Origin of the sequence: Tenacibaculum finnmarkense genomovar ulcerans (genome assembly GCF_900239495.1) — a bacterium.
GTDB classification, from domain to species: Bacteria; Bacteroidota; Bacteroidia; order Flavobacteriales; family Flavobacteriaceae; genus Polaribacter; species Polaribacter ulcerans.
This window is the reverse complement of sequence record NZ_OENE01000048.1, coordinates 224,032-237,938: the sequence shown is the minus strand read 5'-3', so window position 1 is coordinate 237,938 and position 13,907 is coordinate 224,032. Positions and strand designations below refer to the sequence as shown.

The window sequence follows — 13,907 nt, the reverse complement described above, 5'->3', positions numbered from 1 at the left end:
TTTTTAAATAGCTTTTAAAGCCGTTTTAAATATTGTTTTTACCAACGATGGTTTTCGGGTTTGTGTTTTGATGTAAATTTTATGCCTTGTAAAACTTCTCCTTCTTCATTTGTTTTTTTTGGCAAATCTGCAGTGGTATCTCCAGAGGCTACAAGTTTGAGCCAATCAATAGCATCTTGATAACGAGCCGAACGAATATCGGGCATGCTTCGAGGCACAGTACTTGTGTATAAATGATACAAGGCGCAATCCAATACTATCATTAAAATATGACTATTTCGAGCTTCAGCTACTTGACTAAATATTTCGTTTACGTCGTATTTACCTGCTAAATAGTTTCTAATTTGTGCCAATGCCATTTGTTCGGCACCTCTTAATTTTGTTTCAGAATAATTTTCAAGTAAAATTTCTTTTACCTCGTTGCGTACCAAAACGGTATAATCGTCATCAGTTATAAATGCCATTAAAATCTGTTTTTTTGTTTTTTGATTAATTCTTTTCGGCTGGTAGTTCTTGGAGGTGTTGAATTAATAAAAGCGGACGTGTTTAATTTTGCAATTGCCGATTGTAAGCTATCTGGTGCATCATCATGCACACCACTTCCTTTTTGAAAGGCTAATAATTGGTCTAGTAATTCAAGGCAATCAATGGTGTCTTTTATTTTAGTGTTAAAAAACACATTTTTACGTTCAAAATATCCTGCCATACTTTCTACACGGTCAAACTTTCCGCTTTTACTTTTGTTATCAGCAACAACAGGAACATACCAGCCCATTTCATCGCCAACGGCATCAAAATCACTTACAAATTCATCTTGAGCAAAAAGCCCTTCAATCATATATTGAATATTGTATTGAAGTAAATTTTCATCTTCTACCTTTTCATATAACCATTTTGCTACATTGTATCGAGATGTTTGCCTAACAAAGCAATCTAATAAATGAAATTCACGTCCTTTTTTTCCAACGAATACCATGGCCTTAAAATCTCCTGCATCTTTGTACGATAAATCGCCATAAAAACATAAAGCATCATATTGGCTGTATTTTAATCTATTTTTATAACTGATATATTCATTTTTAAAAATAGCACCTTCCACAATATGCTTGTGCATATATTCACGCATAAAAGAACGATGCGGCGTAGAATGGTATTTTTCACGCCAATATTCTGCACTTGTTTTTGCGGGCCAATTAGGCTCGAAAGTCGTTAAGTTTTTAACGGCATTTACGGTTACTACAAAGTGTTTTTTCTTAAAACCAAACTCCTTTGCCTTTTTATTATTTAGCGTAAAATCTGCTTTTAGTTGATTTATTACCGTGTTCTTATGAAAGTTATTATTGGCAACTACAAAGCGTTGAAATTTACCACCTTCATCAAAAGTTCCTTTTAAGTCTTCCCAAACCCATTCAGCTGCTTTTTGACTTCGAACATCATTATAACAACGTTCTTTTGTATCTACATCATCAACAACAATATAATCAGGTCGTTCATTTCCTTCACGTAAACCACGAGGCGATTGACCAATACCCATGGCAATAAATTTAACGTCATCGGTTGTGGTAAAATCACCAGAAGCCCAATCGCCAAACTTAAATTTTTTACCGTAATAATGTAAAAATCTACGATTGTGCGTTAATTGACTTTGAATATCTGAAATTAGTTTTTTTGCCTTTGGTTCGGTTTGCCCAACTAAAAGCATAAATTTCATTCGTTTAGTAACGTACAAATACAACGGAATACCCATACATAAATGCACTGATTTTGCTCCAGACCGATATATTTCAGCTAGTAAATTACAAACATCATTATCTATTAAAAGCTTTGCTATTTTTTTGTGAAACCAAGCACTTTCAACTTTTGCGTATTGCGGAAACATTTCGGCAAACCAAGTAATATAGTCTTTTTCTAAGGCTTTTATTTTCTTTCTACGTTCGGCTGGTGTTTGGTTAAGGTCTATAAAAGTAGATTGCTCTACTGATTTACAGTGAGCATCATAACTTTTTAGCAACTTTTCCATTGCCGTATTTAATCCGATAGCGCTCATTATGATGTTTGTTGTGCTTTGTGTAATAAATAATTTTTATGCCATTCTAAAAAGCTAATTGCAATTTCGGGTTCTTGCTCTGCCATCCAATTATCAAATTCTTTGAATACTGTATATACAACTTCTACGGAAGTTTCATCTGCCATATCCTGCAAAGCCTTAATAGCCGCCTGAATTGCTTTCATATCTAGCTCGGCTTTTTTTCCTTCTACAAGTTGAGAAAGTTCTTTGGCAATTAATTTGCGAATATTATGAGGCGTTGCTAAAAACTGTTTTCGTTCTTCATCCCAATTAATAGGATTATCACCAAAACCTTTACGCCACCTTCCGATAGTTTGTTCTGTTTTATCCAACGCAATGGCAATGGCTTTTGCGTTGAGTCCTTCTTCCACAAACATTCGTTGTGCGATTGCTCTTATAGGTTCATTATTTGTTCTTTTAGCCATTGATTACTATGTGTTTTATAACAAAAATCAAAAAAATAAACTACTTACTTTCAATGTATTGCAACGATTACTTAAGTAGTTTTTATATCCGTATTACAGCTTTATGTTTGCTGAAAATTAGGTAAAAACATCCGTTAAAATGATTATAAGAACCCTTGGAAATAAACTACAAGCATACGGCAGAATTTGGAATGGTGATGGCGAATATTTTGTTTCATGCCTAAACAGAATAGAAGCTGAATATGACGATGTAGAAGTACATCTGCATACTGTTGGTGGCGATGTTTTTGCGGGAAATTTCATTTTTAATGGTCTAAATAAATCAACAAAAGTTAGCAAGCTTGTGGTTGATGGAATTGCCGCTAGTATGGGAGCTATAGCCACAACAGCTATTGAAAATGTTGAAATAGTAGATAATGGATATTTAATGATTCATGCGCCATCGGCAAACCCTCGTGGTACTGCCGATGTAATTCAAAAAGAAGTTGACTTATTGCGGTCAATGGAAAAAGACTTTGTAAGAAAGTTAGTCGCAAAAACAGGTTTACCAGAGGCAGAAGTAAAAAAATGGTTAGTTGGTGATAACTGGTTTGATGCCGAAAAATGTTTGGCTTTAGGCTTGGTATCTAAAATAATTCCTGCGGTTGTAAAACTTCCAGTAATTATTGAAGACCCTACCGCCTTACAAATTTCAGAAGTGTCCAGTAGATACGCCGCCTTGTTAACCACACCAATTAATAAAACAAATACGATAAAAAAAACGAATATGAAACAACCATTGATTACGGCTTTGGGCTTATCGGAAGTTACCGCACAAAGTTCAGATACTGCTATTATAACGGCGGTACAAGCTCAATTACAAACAGAAACACAGGCTCGTAAAGTTGCTGAAAATGCCTTAGCAGATTATAAAAAAGGTGAAATAAAAGCCCTTTTAGATACTGCCGAAAAGGATAAACTATTCGATGCTACGCAAAGAGAAGTTTACGCTAAAATAGGAGAATCAGCGGGTGTTGAAGCCTTAAGAATTGTGCTAAAAGCTCCAAAAAATAATGCCGCTCCAAATATTGCAGATGCAATTCAAAAAGGTAGTTCTGGGCAACCTGAAACTCGTGCTACTTGGGACTTTGACAAATGGCAAAAAGAAGATCCAAAAGGATTGGAAAAACTAGCAGAAAAAAGCCCTGCCGAGTATGATAAAATGTTTAACGCTAAATACAATAAATAATGCCAGCATTAGTAGATGGAATATGGTTAGAACAGTATGTTGAGCCACAATTATTAGAAGAGTTTAAAAATTTCAACGATGATTTTATCGGAACTCTTAAACGCCCAAATCCTGCCGCAATTGACAAGGATGGTATCAAGTTTAATAAGTTAATCAATAATGTTGGTTTTCATATAAATAAAGGAGATGCTTTTACGCCACAATCAATGACTGGTAAAAAAGGATTGGTAAACTGGGACAAATTAGACACGGATTTAACTCAAGTTACAGACGCAGAATTAAGAGCAATGGCTTTTGATAAAGATGCAGCTATTAGAGTGAAACATTCCGAATCTTTTAAAATTGGTGTTCGTGATTATGCGATGCACAAATTAGCTCCAGAAAAACATGTTGCTGGTAAAATGCCAATTTTAAGAACTACGGGCGCTGTAATTAACGGAAGAAAACGTTTAACTTATACAGATTTAGTTGATTATTTAGTGCTATTAGAAGGCTTGAATCTTACAGATAAATCAGCTTGGTACATGATTTTAAGCGATCACCACAAGTCAGATTTATTACACGATAGAGGTGCAACAAACAATTATCGTGATTTAATTATCAACCCAAAAACAGGTGCTATTGAACGCTTCTTTAATTTGAAGTTTTTTGAGAATAATAGTTCTGTTTATTACGACGCATCAGGAGCGTTAAAATCTCAAGGAGCAGTAGTTGATGCTACCGACCAAAAAGGGTCTGTTTTTTATTATGCGCCAAATACGGTGTATCATATTGAAAGTGTACAAACTTTATTCAAACCAATGAATACAGATACACGAAATGCGAATCCGACAAGTGAGTTTAGATTGCATTCTTACGGTTTATGTGACAAAAAGCAAGAGCATGGTTTTGGTGCAATTGTAAGTGCTAACGAGTAAATTCTTTTAAAGTGATGACAAAAGAACAAAGAAAACAAGCCCACGAAATATTAGGTAAGTTCCAAGATGCCGAAGCTGTTTACATCAACCCAAAAGGCGAATTTTTTATAGAAAAATACTTGGGCGATAATAGCCTTAAAGCAGGTGAAAAATTAGAAGTTGTAAAGAGAAAAGTAGTTTCTCCTACGCAAAAACAGGCTGAAAAGGAAGCTGAAGAAAAAGCCCAAAAAGAAGCAGAACAGCAAGCCTTAGAAGATGCCCAAACGGAAGCTGAAGAAAAAGCTCAAAAAGAAGCAGAACAGCAAGCTTTAGAAGATGCCCAAACGGAAGCTGAAGAAAAAGCTTTAAAAGAAGCAGATAATAAAGATAGTACTAAAGCCAATTAAATTATGTCGAATATAAATGGTGTAAGTATAAAAAAAGGACAACAGGGTGCAAATGTACTGGGGGGTGCAGATTCTGTAAGTGGAATAATTGTAGGGGCGGTTTCCGCTCCTACACCACTTGGTTTCGATAGCCCTAAAGTAGTTTACAACATGAAGGATGTCGAATCTTTAGGAATTACGGCAACTTTCGATACGACGGAAAATACAATTTTACATAGGCATCTAAAAGAATTTTACCGAAACGCTGGAGATGGTACTGAATTGTACCTAATGGTTGTGGAAAGTGGATTAAGAACAATGAGCTCTATTTGTGAAGAACAGGCTAAAAGAATGTTAGCTTTTGCGAAAGGAAAAATTAAACAAATAGCTATTGCCTATAATGAACCTGGTCAATATACCATGTTAAATGGAATGCCTGAAAATGTGTATAGCGCAATTCCAAAAGCTCAAGGGCTAGCTTTGTGGGCTTACAATAACCACATGCCTTGCCAAGTATTTTTAGAGGGATATAACTGTGGAAATAATGCCGCTAGTATGGCTAATTTAAGAGAAATAGAAAATCTTAATGCCACAAAAGTTTCTGTATTTATTGGTCAAGACTATCATTATGCAGAAACACAAACAAAGACACCTACAAATCGTCAATTTGCGGATGTCGGTAGTTTATTAGGTATTTGTGCCAAGGCAAAAGTAAATGAAAATGTAGGTAATAATGAAAAATTTAATATTACCGATGCCACAAAGGATGCTTGGCTAGAACCAGGTTTATCATCACATAAACAAAATGATGAAATTTTTGAGGATCTGCAAACCCTTGAAACTAAAGGCTATCTTTTTGGTTTAGAATATACAGGTATGGCGGGTGTTCGTATAAATAACGACCACACTTGTACGCCTATTATTGTAGATGCAAATAACAAAGTTAATGAGCATACTATTGCTTATGGGCGTGTTTTAGATAAAGCTGTAAGAGGTTTGCGAACGGCATATTTACCTAAGGTAAAAACAGATTGGGTGGTCAATAAAGATACGGGTAAAATTCCTCCAGGAGTAGTTGTTGCTTTAGAAGATATTGGCGACAAAGTTTTTGAAGATATGGAGCAACGTAGCGAAATTACATTTGGTAAAACCTTTGTTGATAAAGACAGTGATTTAATTGTTTCTAAAGAGTTGAAGGTTTCCTTTGTTTTAGTTCCTAAAGGAGCAATTGGTGAAATAAAAGGAACTATTAATTTAAAAACACAAGCGTAAAATGTCAAAAGTTACAAGAAACGGAAAAGCATACGATTCTGCCGACGTAAAAGTTCAATTAAATGGAGTTCCTTTAGAAGTAACTAAAATTACCTACGGAAACGAACAGGAAAATCAATTGAATTATTCATTAGGGGCAAATCCGACTTCATGGTCTCACGGTAAAATTAAACCAAATGCATCAATAGCTATAATGATGCACGATATTACTCCTTTTGAAACTGCATCAAAAGGAAGTATTATGAATATTAAGCCTTTTTTGATTACCGTAGAGTTTGTCAATGAGTTCAATATTATAGTTGTGGATACTATTTTGGCGAAATTTCAAAATGAAGGTCGTGAAGTATCTGGCGACATGGGGCTGGTAAAAGATTACGATTTATTTGCTTTAAAAGTGAAATTAAACGTAGCACCTTAATTTTTTAAAATAAGGTTTTAAACAAAAAAATTAAACAAGATTTAAATACCCTTTAAAATGGCATTAAAAGAAGTTAGTAAAGAAGTAAAAGAAACGCTAAAAAAACAACACGGCGACAAATTAAAGTCGTTGATCTTACCATTAGACGATTTTAATATCGACGAGCTGGAAGTATTGGCAATTATTCCAAAGCGTAGCGTTGTGGGGCAAACGATGAAATTCATGCAATCTGATCCCAAAAAAGGACAAGAAATTTTAGTGAAAAATTGTTTGCTAACAAGTAAAGAGGAAGTGGTAAACGATGACGGATTGTTTTATGCCGTTGCAGGTTTATTAATGGATTTAATTCCAATACGCCAGGGAAAGTTTGGGAAAGTTTAGAGCGATGTTCTAGGCTTAACGAAGAAGAAGCATTCGATTTATATTTTAAGGCGGATGCTTTGATTAGTCATTTTTTACATATCCCTTTTCCTGAAAAATTAACGGATGATGTTTGGGCTATAAAATGGGCACAAATAAACTGGTTATCAACTCAAGGTATTTTAACAATTAAAACAAATGAATAACGGAGAAGCCATTGTTATAAATTTAGCGGCTCGTTATGCAGCCGCTTTTGGAGCGGTTGCAATTAGCAAATTACTAAACAAAGCAATACTTATTAAAGAAGATAATAAGTATGATGTTGAATTTTATAACGATGCTTGTTCAGACGCCGAAAATATCACTTTTAAGTACGCGGGCGAAGAATTGTTATTTGGCGAAATGATTACTGGTAAAAATGCTACTACATACGCACCGCCGTTAATGGTAAGTTTTTCTCGAGAGAAAAATTTGATTGAAACGGAAGCATCAGGAAGTGATAGCGTTGTTGTGGAACGTTGGGGTACAAAACCGTGGTCTATTGATATTCGAGGTATTTTAATAGATGTTGATAACCGTGAATATCCTTCATATAAAATAGATTTATTAGCTCGTTTTTTTGAGCATAATGATATTATTGAAGTTTATGGTGAACAGTTTTATGACAAAGATATTGATAGTATTTATTTAACCGCCATTTCAATAACGCCAGTAGAGGGTTTTGCCGATACCGTACAAATTAGTTTATCGGCTAAAAGCATAAAAGGAGTTAATTACACGCTATTAAATCCGATGTAAAATGAATTATCAGTATTATAATATTGCCGTAAAAATCACTATTAATGAAGCAATACAATTTGGCGTTGTAGAATCTATTTATATAGAAAATACCATTGAAAAGTTTTCAGATACTGCTAAAATTACACTTCCTAGAGCGTTTAAAAATGCACAGGAAAATGGCGAAAATGTATCATTGGCACAAAAGAACTTGCTCGAAATCATAAAATCAGGCGATACTATTAAAATAGAAGCTGGATATAACGACGAGTTAAAAGTAGAATTTGAAGGCTATATTGATGAAATTGGTGCAGAAATTCCGTTGCTTTTAATCTGTGAAGATGAAATGTATCAACTGAAAAAGAAAGAAAAAATAAATAAAACTTTCGCTTCAGTAACCTTAGAAGATTTGTTAAAGTTTATCGCTCCAGCCTATGAAATTGAAGCTTTAAATATGCCTCTTGGTAAATTTATGATTGAAAATGCAACGCCTTATAAAGTTATTGAAGAACTCAAGCAACAGTATGGGATTCGATGCTATTTTAAGAATAAAGTTTTAACCGCAGGGCTTACCGTTGATTTTAAACCCGCAGTATCGCATGATTTTGTTTTTGGTAAAAATATCCGCAATTCTAACAGTTTAAAATATGAAACGAAAGAGCAACGGAAACGATTTTATAAAGGGATTAGTCATCAAACAGGAACTTCTAAAAAGATAACCTATGAATATGGCGATACAAGTGGCGATCATAGAACGTTGCATTTACCTTTAAATTTATCAGAAAATGAAGTAAAAGAATGGGTGCATAAAATACACGATACCCATGTTTATACAGGTTACGGTGGTGCATTAGATAGTTGGGCAATTCCTTTTACAAATGCTGGAGATAGCATGAAATTAACAGACCCAAACTATCCAGACAAACATCGAGATATGACTCTTTTTGTGGAGAGTGTTATTGTAAATATTAATAAATCTGACGGATACAAACGGACAAATAAGGTATCCTTTAAAATCAAATAAAATGATGTTTAAATATTGTTTAAGTATGCTTTTAATAGTTTGTTTAGTGAGTTGTAAAACGATTAAACCACCTACTGAAAGTACAAGTATTGAATCTAAAAAAATTATAAAAGAAATATTGAGAGATACTATTTTTTCAACCAAAAAAGATAGCTCTTTTTATTTCGCTTACATTAAATGTATTAATAATAATCCGATACTTGTTTCTCAAGAAGAAAATGAAAAAAGTAACTTTTATTATAACTCAGTAATTCCAAAGGAAATATCAGGGGAAATTTTAAAACCTCCAAGGGTACATTTAGAGAATAATATTTTAAGTGTGAGTTGTAAAGCTAAAGCCCAAAAGCTATTTGTAAAATGGAAAGAACAACATATTCAAGAGCAAATAAGTAAAATTAAAACAATAACACTACCCGCTAAAATTATTGAAAAACAATTGAGCTGGTGGCAAAAGCTTTGGATTGCAATAGGTAAAATTTCAATAGTAATTATAAGCGTTTGGCTTTTAACAAAAATATCATGGAAGAGTTTGTTCGGGCTATTAATTCGGTTTCTAAAAAGGCTTTAAAAACAAGTATCGGCAAAGTAACTGAAATTACAGAAACTACTTGCACCGTTGAAAGAGAACATTTATCTGAATTATTAGACGTGCGTTTAAATGCCGTTGTTGGCGATTTTGAAAGTTCTTTTATTGTATATCCAAAAATAAACTCGGAGGTTTTAGTTGTTGAAATTGAAAATAATCCGCAAGAAACAGCCATTATAAAATACACCGAAATTGACCGTGTTACTATTCAAATTGATGAATTTGAAGTTGATTGTAATAAACAAGGTTTATCCGTTGGTAATAAAGGAGAATCCTTTAAAACAATTGTCAATGATTTAATTGATGAGCTAAATAAAATTTTAGTTATCCAAGGAAATACAATTAATGTTCCTGCGATGAATGCCATAAAAAAACGTTTTAATAAAGTACTTAAATAATGCCTAGCACTCAAAAGCAATTAGCCGATAAATTATTTGAAATCCGTGAAGAATATTCGAATAATCCAACGATAAAACCCGAAGTAGCACGCAAAGAAATGGCGCTTAAAGAAGCAAAAGCAATTAACGATTTTGTTATTGGTAGAACTACCACCGTTACTGGAGCTAGTGCCACAGGTGGACCAGTAACAGGAACAGGTATAATTAAATAATAATTATGGATTTATTACTTGATGAAAATGGTGACTTAGCGATTGAAAACGGTGATTTTGTGATTGGAAAATCGGATCAACAAAACGTTGAAATTGTTTTACTTTCTAATAAAGGCGAGTTTAAAGAATTTCCTTTAGTTGGTTTTGGTGCGATTAATTATATAAAAACCAATGTTTCTGAAATTGAATTTAAACGAAATTTAAAGATGCAACTAGAATATGTTGGTTATAAAAATCCAACGATTGATTTAACTGGAGGTTTTGAAAACCTGAAAATTAAAATTTAATGGTAAGTTTTATACAAGAAAATATAGGCGAAATATTGAGTTACACTTTAGGAGCTGGAGGAGTTGGAATGGCAATTTTGGAGCGAAGAAAAAATAATGCTATTACAAAAGGTGTTGAGGCAGATGCTGAAAGCAAAGAAATTGATAACGGCTCTAAGGTTATTGATATGTATAAATCAGCATTGGATGATTTACCGATTCGGTACGAAAAAAAATATCAAGAAACTTCTCAGTTATGGGAACGAAAGTTTCAAATGATGACCGAAGAAATGAGCCAGCTGGAGTCTTCATATAAGCGAAAAAATAACTTGTTAGAAGACGAGATAAAGCTAAAAAACAAATTTATACTTTCTTTAAAAAGAGAGCTTCGTGAAAAAGACACCGAAAACAAATTGTTAAAAAAGCAACTTAAAGATGCAAATAATAGCACTCAATAAACAATCTTTTTTAGATATCGCAATCTTAACAACAGGTTTAGCCGTTAACGCTTCCTTAATTGCAAGAGCTAATAATAAAGCACCAAGTGAGGTTATTGAAACTGGAGATAAAATTATTATTCCTGAAAATGTTATTTATAATAAAGACCATTTAAACTATTATCAAGCAAAAAAAATACTTCCTGCAACGGCATTAACACAAACTAATATTGATGTAATTACAGGTTGTGAAGGCATCGGATGCTGGGCAATTGGAATTGATTTTAAAGTGAGCTAAAGCTCAGGAATAATTCAAAAAAGACTTAAAAAAGACCATGAAAGTACAAGAAATTAAAGCTAAAATGATAGCCATTAAGGAAAATGAAAGTTCCTTAAAAGACTTAAATAGTACTAGCAAAGTATCTATTTGGAATTTGTTTTTGTTTATCGTGGCTTTTTGTTTTCAAGATTTACGAAGCTATTTTGATGCTCACCGAAAGTACATAGATTATAGATTGGCGCACGAAAAAGCAGGAACATTACCGTGGTACAGAATTATGGCATTAGCTTTTCAAAATGGTTTTGATTTAATTGCTGATACCGATAAATTTAAAAATGAAACAGCAACATCCGAAGAAATAGACGCTTCAAAAATTATAAAATATGCCACCGCAAATGATGGTGAAGTACCAGGAACAATTGTTATAAAAGTTGCCACCGAAATAAACGGAAAACTTTCAAGAATTACGCCACAACAAGAAGAATCTTTAGAGCAGTATTTTGAAGAAATTAAATTTGCTGGAGATGATATTACCGTTATCAATCATTTAGCGGATAAACTATTTTTAACCTTAAAAATTTATAGAGATGCCTTAGTTTTAGATGAAACTGGTATGTCAATATTACACGGAAATAAACCAATTGAAGAAGCTTTACAGCAGTTTATGAAAGAATTGCCTTTTGATGGCGAGTTAATATTGCAAACAATGGTCGATAAATTACAGGCGATTAAAGGCGTTAAAATCGCACATATTGTGGAGGTAAAAAGTAGCTCTTTAGACGCTTCAAAAGATACACACGGAACACCTCAATTAATTGAAGTTAGTAAAATACCCGCAAGTGGTTATTTCGAAATTGAAACTTTTGAAAATATTAGTTATGTGGTATAATATTGATTTTTATAAATGGGCAATACTTTTATTACCTACCGATTTACGCAAACCAAAAATGATTGGTTTTATAAAAACGCTCATATCTCCAGTAGCTAATTTACACGCCGAATTTTTAAAAATGCGGGTTGCTGATGAATTTATTTTAAATCATAATGGGCAAAGATGCTATTTACGTAAAGCCTTAAATGATGTTTTTGATGCCGATTTAAGACGTATCAGAATTGGTGATGGCAATCAATTTGAGCGACATTATATTTATACACGGGCGGAACAAAAACCAGTATTTCTTGGTAAACTTTTTATAAATGATAAAACTGATTATGCCGATACAGGAATTGATTTTATTGTTTACGTACCAGATAGCACTGTAAAATCACAAAAAATAGCACTCGAAAAGTGGATTGAAATATTCAAAAAAGGAACAAAAAAATATAAAATAATTGCGATATGAATTATCTTGATTTTCAACAAAATGGCGGTTTTCCTTTGGAAACAAATACGCTTACCGAAATGCAAAAAGCATGGCAGATTTTTAATGCTTTTGGTTTTTTGGCGGGCGATAAAACAATTATCAGCGGATGCGAAATTAGCGGAAACCAAATAACAAACGGTTTTATTTATTTAGAAGGCGAATTGTTAGAATTTCGTGGCGGTATAAAGCAAAATAGCGTTGTCATTATTCAAGAAGAAACAAAAGCAACTTTTGAAGATAAAACCGAAAAACCTGTTTATTTTACTCGTTATGCAACTTTTGGAGTTTCAGGAAATTCAATTCCTTGGAGTGATTTTAAGCATATTGATAATTTAATAGTTTTATCAAAAAAAGTAAAAGAACTAAAAAAAGAATTAGCAGAAATTAAACCAATTTTCAAAGAAATAAAATACGTTGGTACAAGTGTAACTCAAGCAGAATTACAAAGAGGTTGGTTTATCGCAAACGGACAAAACGGAACTGATAATATTTTAGGGCGTATGCTCGTTGGGTACGATGCTAATCAAACAGAATTTAATAGCATCGGTAAAAAAGGCGGTGAAAAAACACATCAACTAACAAGGTCTGAGATGCCAAGTCATCAACATGAAGGGCGAACACGTTCAGCTGGTAGTCATAATCATGATGTAATGGACGGTTATGACGGTTCTGAAACGGGTTCAATTTTAGGAAATTCTAGCGGGCAATCGAATTTTGCAGGACAAGATTTGAAGCGTGCATTTGTTAGTGGTAATGGTTTAATAAGAGATTCAGGAAGTCATACTCATCATTTTACAACAGATTCTGAAGGAAACGATAAACCTCACAATAATTTACCGCCATACATTGTGGCATTACCAATTCAATTTATAGGATAATGAAGCATCAAGAGAACGTAAAAAAATGGTTTGAAACACACGACAAACCTTCCCAAAAACAATTTTATAACTTCTTTAAATGGATTCGTTGGATTGATGAAAATATTAGTGTCCAAGATATTGAGGGTTTAAATAAATTGTTAATAGCCAAGGCGGATAAACAAGCGTTTAATACGCATTTACAAGATGAAATATTGCATCCTTCGGAAAATGACCGTGAAAATTGGAACGGTAAATTGGATAAAACAGGAACTGCCGTAAACTCGCTAAAACTTGGAAACCATCCGCCTGAATATTATGCGAAAAAAGACCACAATCACGATGATATTTATCAGCTAAAAAATGAAGAAAACGGGGCGTTTATAAGTAGTCAAAAGTTATTGGAGCCAAAAACAGGAAAAGCTTTATTTCCAGAATTAAAAGGCTCAGGGATATCACTTTCAATCAACTCTACTGGGTCAACAGGCTATCCTTATCAATATGGGTCATCTGTTCACTTTTTTTTCGGGTCGAAAACAGAAGGGAGTCAAAACTTGAAACTTCGTGCATTTACATTGTGGAAAGATACGCGTTCTAATACATTGTATCATCAAGGTTATGACGACAATGGTGTAGCTACTGGTTTTAAAAAA

Annotated in this window: 21 protein-coding genes; 18 read left to right on the top strand and 3 right to left on the bottom strand. The window is 33.5% G+C overall.

Annotation, left to right across the window (positions count from 1 at the left end; translation table 11 throughout):
• Positions 1 to 38 precede the first annotated feature (38 nt).
• Genes DPIF8902391_RS11515 through DPIF8902391_RS11505 form a run of 3 tightly spaced genes read right to left on the bottom strand, consistent with a single transcriptional unit; the run spans position 39 to position 2,493 of the window.
• Positions 39 to 464, bottom strand: coding sequence for a phage protein Gp36 family protein (locus DPIF8902391_RS11515; RefSeq protein WP_172505908.1), 426 nt, complete (start codon positions 462 to 464; stop codon positions 39 to 41).
• Positions 464 to 2,047 (bottom strand): hypothetical protein, encoded by a 1,584-nt coding sequence (locus DPIF8902391_RS11510; RefSeq protein WP_239786718.1) that lies wholly within the window; start codon positions 2,045 to 2,047, stop codon positions 464 to 466. The genes DPIF8902391_RS11515 and DPIF8902391_RS11510 overlap by 1 nt, the downstream gene beginning before the upstream one ends.
• A complete protein-coding gene (locus DPIF8902391_RS11505) occupies positions 2,047 to 2,493 on the bottom strand; it encodes a helix-turn-helix domain-containing protein (protein WP_101903563.1) in 447 nt (148 codons plus the stop codon). The genes DPIF8902391_RS11510 and DPIF8902391_RS11505 overlap by 1 nt, the downstream gene beginning before the upstream one ends.
• 139 nt (positions 2,494 to 2,632) lie before the next feature.
• On the opposite strand from DPIF8902391_RS11505, the gene DPIF8902391_RS11500 reads away from it, so the two are divergent.
• The 18 genes from DPIF8902391_RS11500 to DPIF8902391_RS11420 are packed head-to-tail and all read left to right on the top strand — an operon-like array spanning position 2,633 to position 13,275.
• The gene (locus DPIF8902391_RS11500) at positions 2,633 to 3,721 is read left to right on the top strand and encodes a Clp protease ClpP (protein ID WP_172505907.1); all 1,089 of its coding nucleotides are present in this window, start codon (positions 2,633 to 2,635) and stop codon (positions 3,719 to 3,721) included.
• The gene (locus tag DPIF8902391_RS11495) at positions 3,721 to 4,638 is read left to right on the top strand and encodes a hypothetical protein (RefSeq protein WP_172505906.1); all 918 of its coding nucleotides are present in this window, start codon (positions 3,721 to 3,723) and stop codon (positions 4,636 to 4,638) included. Before DPIF8902391_RS11500 ends, DPIF8902391_RS11495 begins: the two co-directional genes overlap by 1 nt.
• A gap of 14 nt (positions 4,639 to 4,652) precedes the next feature.
• Positions 4,653 to 5,024 carry a hypothetical protein gene (locus DPIF8902391_RS11490; protein WP_172505905.1) on the top strand — a complete coding sequence of 124 codons (372 nt, stop codon included), beginning with the start codon at positions 4,653 to 4,655 and terminating at the stop codon, positions 5,022 to 5,024.
• Between the two features lie 3 nt (positions 5,025 to 5,027).
• Entirely contained in the window at positions 5,028 to 6,275 is a 1,248-nt protein-coding gene (locus DPIF8902391_RS11485) for a DUF2586 family protein (protein ID WP_172505904.1), read from the top strand.
• Between the two features lies 1 nt (position 6,276).
• Positions 6,277 to 6,693, top strand: coding sequence for a hypothetical protein (locus tag DPIF8902391_RS11480; protein ID WP_058884445.1), 417 nt, complete (start codon positions 6,277 to 6,279; stop codon positions 6,691 to 6,693).
• 57 nt (positions 6,694 to 6,750) lie between these two features.
• Positions 6,751 to 7,074: a hypothetical protein gene (locus DPIF8902391_RS11475; protein ID WP_101907087.1), complete on the top strand. Its 324-nt coding sequence runs from the start codon at positions 6,751 to 6,753 to the stop codon at positions 7,072 to 7,074.
• A gap of 59 nt (positions 7,075 to 7,133) precedes the next feature.
• The gene (locus tag DPIF8902391_RS12560) at positions 7,134 to 7,259 is read left to right on the top strand and encodes a hypothetical protein (protein WP_256363414.1); all 126 of its coding nucleotides are present in this window, start codon (positions 7,134 to 7,136) and stop codon (positions 7,257 to 7,259) included.
• Entirely contained in the window at positions 7,252 to 7,851 is a 600-nt protein-coding gene (locus DPIF8902391_RS11470) for a DUF6046 domain-containing protein (protein WP_101917454.1), read from the top strand. The genes DPIF8902391_RS12560 and DPIF8902391_RS11470 overlap by 8 nt, the downstream gene beginning before the upstream one ends.
• Position 7,852: 1 nt before the next feature.
• Complete coding sequence (locus tag DPIF8902391_RS11465; protein WP_058884448.1) at positions 7,853 to 8,854, top strand: hypothetical protein; 1,002 nt, start codon at positions 7,853 to 7,855, stop codon at positions 8,852 to 8,854.
• 1 nt (position 8,855) lies between these two features.
• A complete protein-coding gene (locus DPIF8902391_RS11460) occupies positions 8,856 to 9,422 on the top strand; it encodes a hypothetical protein (RefSeq protein ID WP_058884449.1) in 567 nt (188 codons plus the stop codon).
• Positions 9,374 to 9,838: a hypothetical protein gene (locus tag DPIF8902391_RS11455; RefSeq protein ID WP_172505903.1), complete on the top strand. Its 465-nt coding sequence runs from the start codon at positions 9,374 to 9,376 to the stop codon at positions 9,836 to 9,838. The genes DPIF8902391_RS11460 and DPIF8902391_RS11455 overlap by 49 nt, the downstream gene beginning before the upstream one ends.
• Positions 9,838 to 10,050 (top strand): hypothetical protein, encoded by a 213-nt coding sequence (locus DPIF8902391_RS11450; protein WP_058884451.1) that lies wholly within the window; start codon positions 9,838 to 9,840, stop codon positions 10,048 to 10,050. The genes DPIF8902391_RS11455 and DPIF8902391_RS11450 overlap by 1 nt, the downstream gene beginning before the upstream one ends.
• Positions 10,051 to 10,055: 5 nt before the next feature.
• Positions 10,056 to 10,337, top strand: a complete 282-nt coding sequence (locus DPIF8902391_RS11445) for a hypothetical protein (protein ID WP_058884452.1) — start codon at positions 10,056 to 10,058, stop codon at positions 10,335 to 10,337.
• A complete protein-coding gene (locus tag DPIF8902391_RS11440) occupies positions 10,337 to 10,774 on the top strand; it encodes a hypothetical protein (RefSeq protein WP_172505902.1) in 438 nt (145 codons plus the stop codon). The genes DPIF8902391_RS11445 and DPIF8902391_RS11440 overlap by 1 nt, the downstream gene beginning before the upstream one ends.
• Positions 10,752 to 11,051 carry a hypothetical protein gene (locus DPIF8902391_RS11435; protein ID WP_058884454.1) on the top strand — a complete coding sequence of 100 codons (300 nt, stop codon included), beginning with the start codon at positions 10,752 to 10,754 and terminating at the stop codon, positions 11,049 to 11,051. Before DPIF8902391_RS11440 ends, DPIF8902391_RS11435 begins: the two co-directional genes overlap by 23 nt.
• Before the next feature lie 37 nt (positions 11,052 to 11,088).
• The gene (locus DPIF8902391_RS11430) at positions 11,089 to 11,922 is read left to right on the top strand and encodes a hypothetical protein (RefSeq protein WP_058884455.1); all 834 of its coding nucleotides are present in this window, start codon (positions 11,089 to 11,091) and stop codon (positions 11,920 to 11,922) included.
• Positions 11,912 to 12,376, top strand: coding sequence for a hypothetical protein (locus tag DPIF8902391_RS11425; RefSeq protein ID WP_058884456.1), 465 nt, complete (start codon positions 11,912 to 11,914; stop codon positions 12,374 to 12,376). The genes DPIF8902391_RS11430 and DPIF8902391_RS11425 overlap by 11 nt, the downstream gene beginning before the upstream one ends.
• On the top strand, positions 12,373 to 13,275 hold the full coding sequence (locus tag DPIF8902391_RS11420) for a phage baseplate protein (RefSeq protein ID WP_172505901.1): 903 nt from the start codon (positions 12,373 to 12,375) through the stop codon (positions 13,273 to 13,275). Before DPIF8902391_RS11425 ends, DPIF8902391_RS11420 begins: the two co-directional genes overlap by 4 nt.
• Positions 13,276 to 13,907 lie beyond the last annotated feature (632 nt).

What these genes read in the sequence shown, in the direction of transcription:
- DPIF8902391_RS11455 (WP_172505903.1), top strand. Translation starts at nt 9,374, where the DNA reads ATGGAAGAGTTTGTTCGGGCTATTAATTCGGTTTCTAAAAAGGCTTTA.
- DPIF8902391_RS11445 (WP_058884452.1), top strand. Translation starts at nt 10,056, where the DNA reads ATGGATTTATTACTTGATGAAAATGGTGACTTAGCGATTGAAAACGGT.
- DPIF8902391_RS11515 (WP_172505908.1), bottom strand. Translation starts at nt 464, where the DNA reads ATGGCATTTATAACTGATGACGATTATACCGTTTTGGTACGCAACGAG.
- DPIF8902391_RS11430 (WP_058884455.1), top strand. Translation starts at nt 11,089, where the DNA reads ATGAAAGTACAAGAAATTAAAGCTAAAATGATAGCCATTAAGGAAAAT.
- DPIF8902391_RS11475 (WP_101907087.1), top strand. Translation starts at nt 6,751, where the DNA reads ATGGCATTAAAAGAAGTTAGTAAAGAAGTAAAAGAAACGCTAAAAAAA.
- DPIF8902391_RS11465 (WP_058884448.1), top strand. Translation starts at nt 7,853, where the DNA reads ATGAATTATCAGTATTATAATATTGCCGTAAAAATCACTATTAATGAA.
- DPIF8902391_RS11425 (WP_058884456.1), top strand. Translation starts at nt 11,912, where the DNA reads ATGTGGTATAATATTGATTTTTATAAATGGGCAATACTTTTATTACCT.
- DPIF8902391_RS11495 (WP_172505906.1), top strand. Translation starts at nt 3,721, where the DNA reads ATGCCAGCATTAGTAGATGGAATATGGTTAGAACAGTATGTTGAGCCA.
- DPIF8902391_RS11485 (WP_172505904.1), top strand. Translation starts at nt 5,028, where the DNA reads ATGTCGAATATAAATGGTGTAAGTATAAAAAAAGGACAACAGGGTGCA.
- DPIF8902391_RS11510 (WP_239786718.1), bottom strand. Translation starts at nt 2,047, where the DNA reads ATGAGCGCTATCGGATTAAATACGGCAATGGAAAAGTTGCTAAAAAGT.
- DPIF8902391_RS11450 (WP_058884451.1), top strand. Translation starts at nt 9,838, where the DNA reads ATGCCTAGCACTCAAAAGCAATTAGCCGATAAATTATTTGAAATCCGT.
- DPIF8902391_RS11420 (WP_172505901.1), top strand. Translation starts at nt 12,373, where the DNA reads ATGAATTATCTTGATTTTCAACAAAATGGCGGTTTTCCTTTGGAAACA.
- DPIF8902391_RS11505 (WP_101903563.1), bottom strand. Translation starts at nt 2,493, where the DNA reads ATGGCTAAAAGAACAAATAATGAACCTATAAGAGCAATCGCACAACGA.
- DPIF8902391_RS11500 (WP_172505907.1), top strand. Translation starts at nt 2,633, where the DNA reads ATGATTATAAGAACCCTTGGAAATAAACTACAAGCATACGGCAGAATT.
- DPIF8902391_RS11470 (WP_101917454.1), top strand. Translation starts at nt 7,252, where the DNA reads ATGAATAACGGAGAAGCCATTGTTATAAATTTAGCGGCTCGTTATGCA.
- DPIF8902391_RS11460 (WP_058884449.1), top strand. Translation starts at nt 8,856, where the DNA reads ATGATGTTTAAATATTGTTTAAGTATGCTTTTAATAGTTTGTTTAGTG.
- DPIF8902391_RS11480 (WP_058884445.1), top strand. Translation starts at nt 6,277, where the DNA reads ATGTCAAAAGTTACAAGAAACGGAAAAGCATACGATTCTGCCGACGTA.
- DPIF8902391_RS11435 (WP_058884454.1), top strand. Translation starts at nt 10,752, where the DNA reads ATGCAAATAATAGCACTCAATAAACAATCTTTTTTAGATATCGCAATC.
- DPIF8902391_RS11440 (WP_172505902.1), top strand. Translation starts at nt 10,337, where the DNA reads ATGGTAAGTTTTATACAAGAAAATATAGGCGAAATATTGAGTTACACT.
- DPIF8902391_RS11490 (WP_172505905.1), top strand. Translation starts at nt 4,653, where the DNA reads ATGACAAAAGAACAAAGAAAACAAGCCCACGAAATATTAGGTAAGTTC.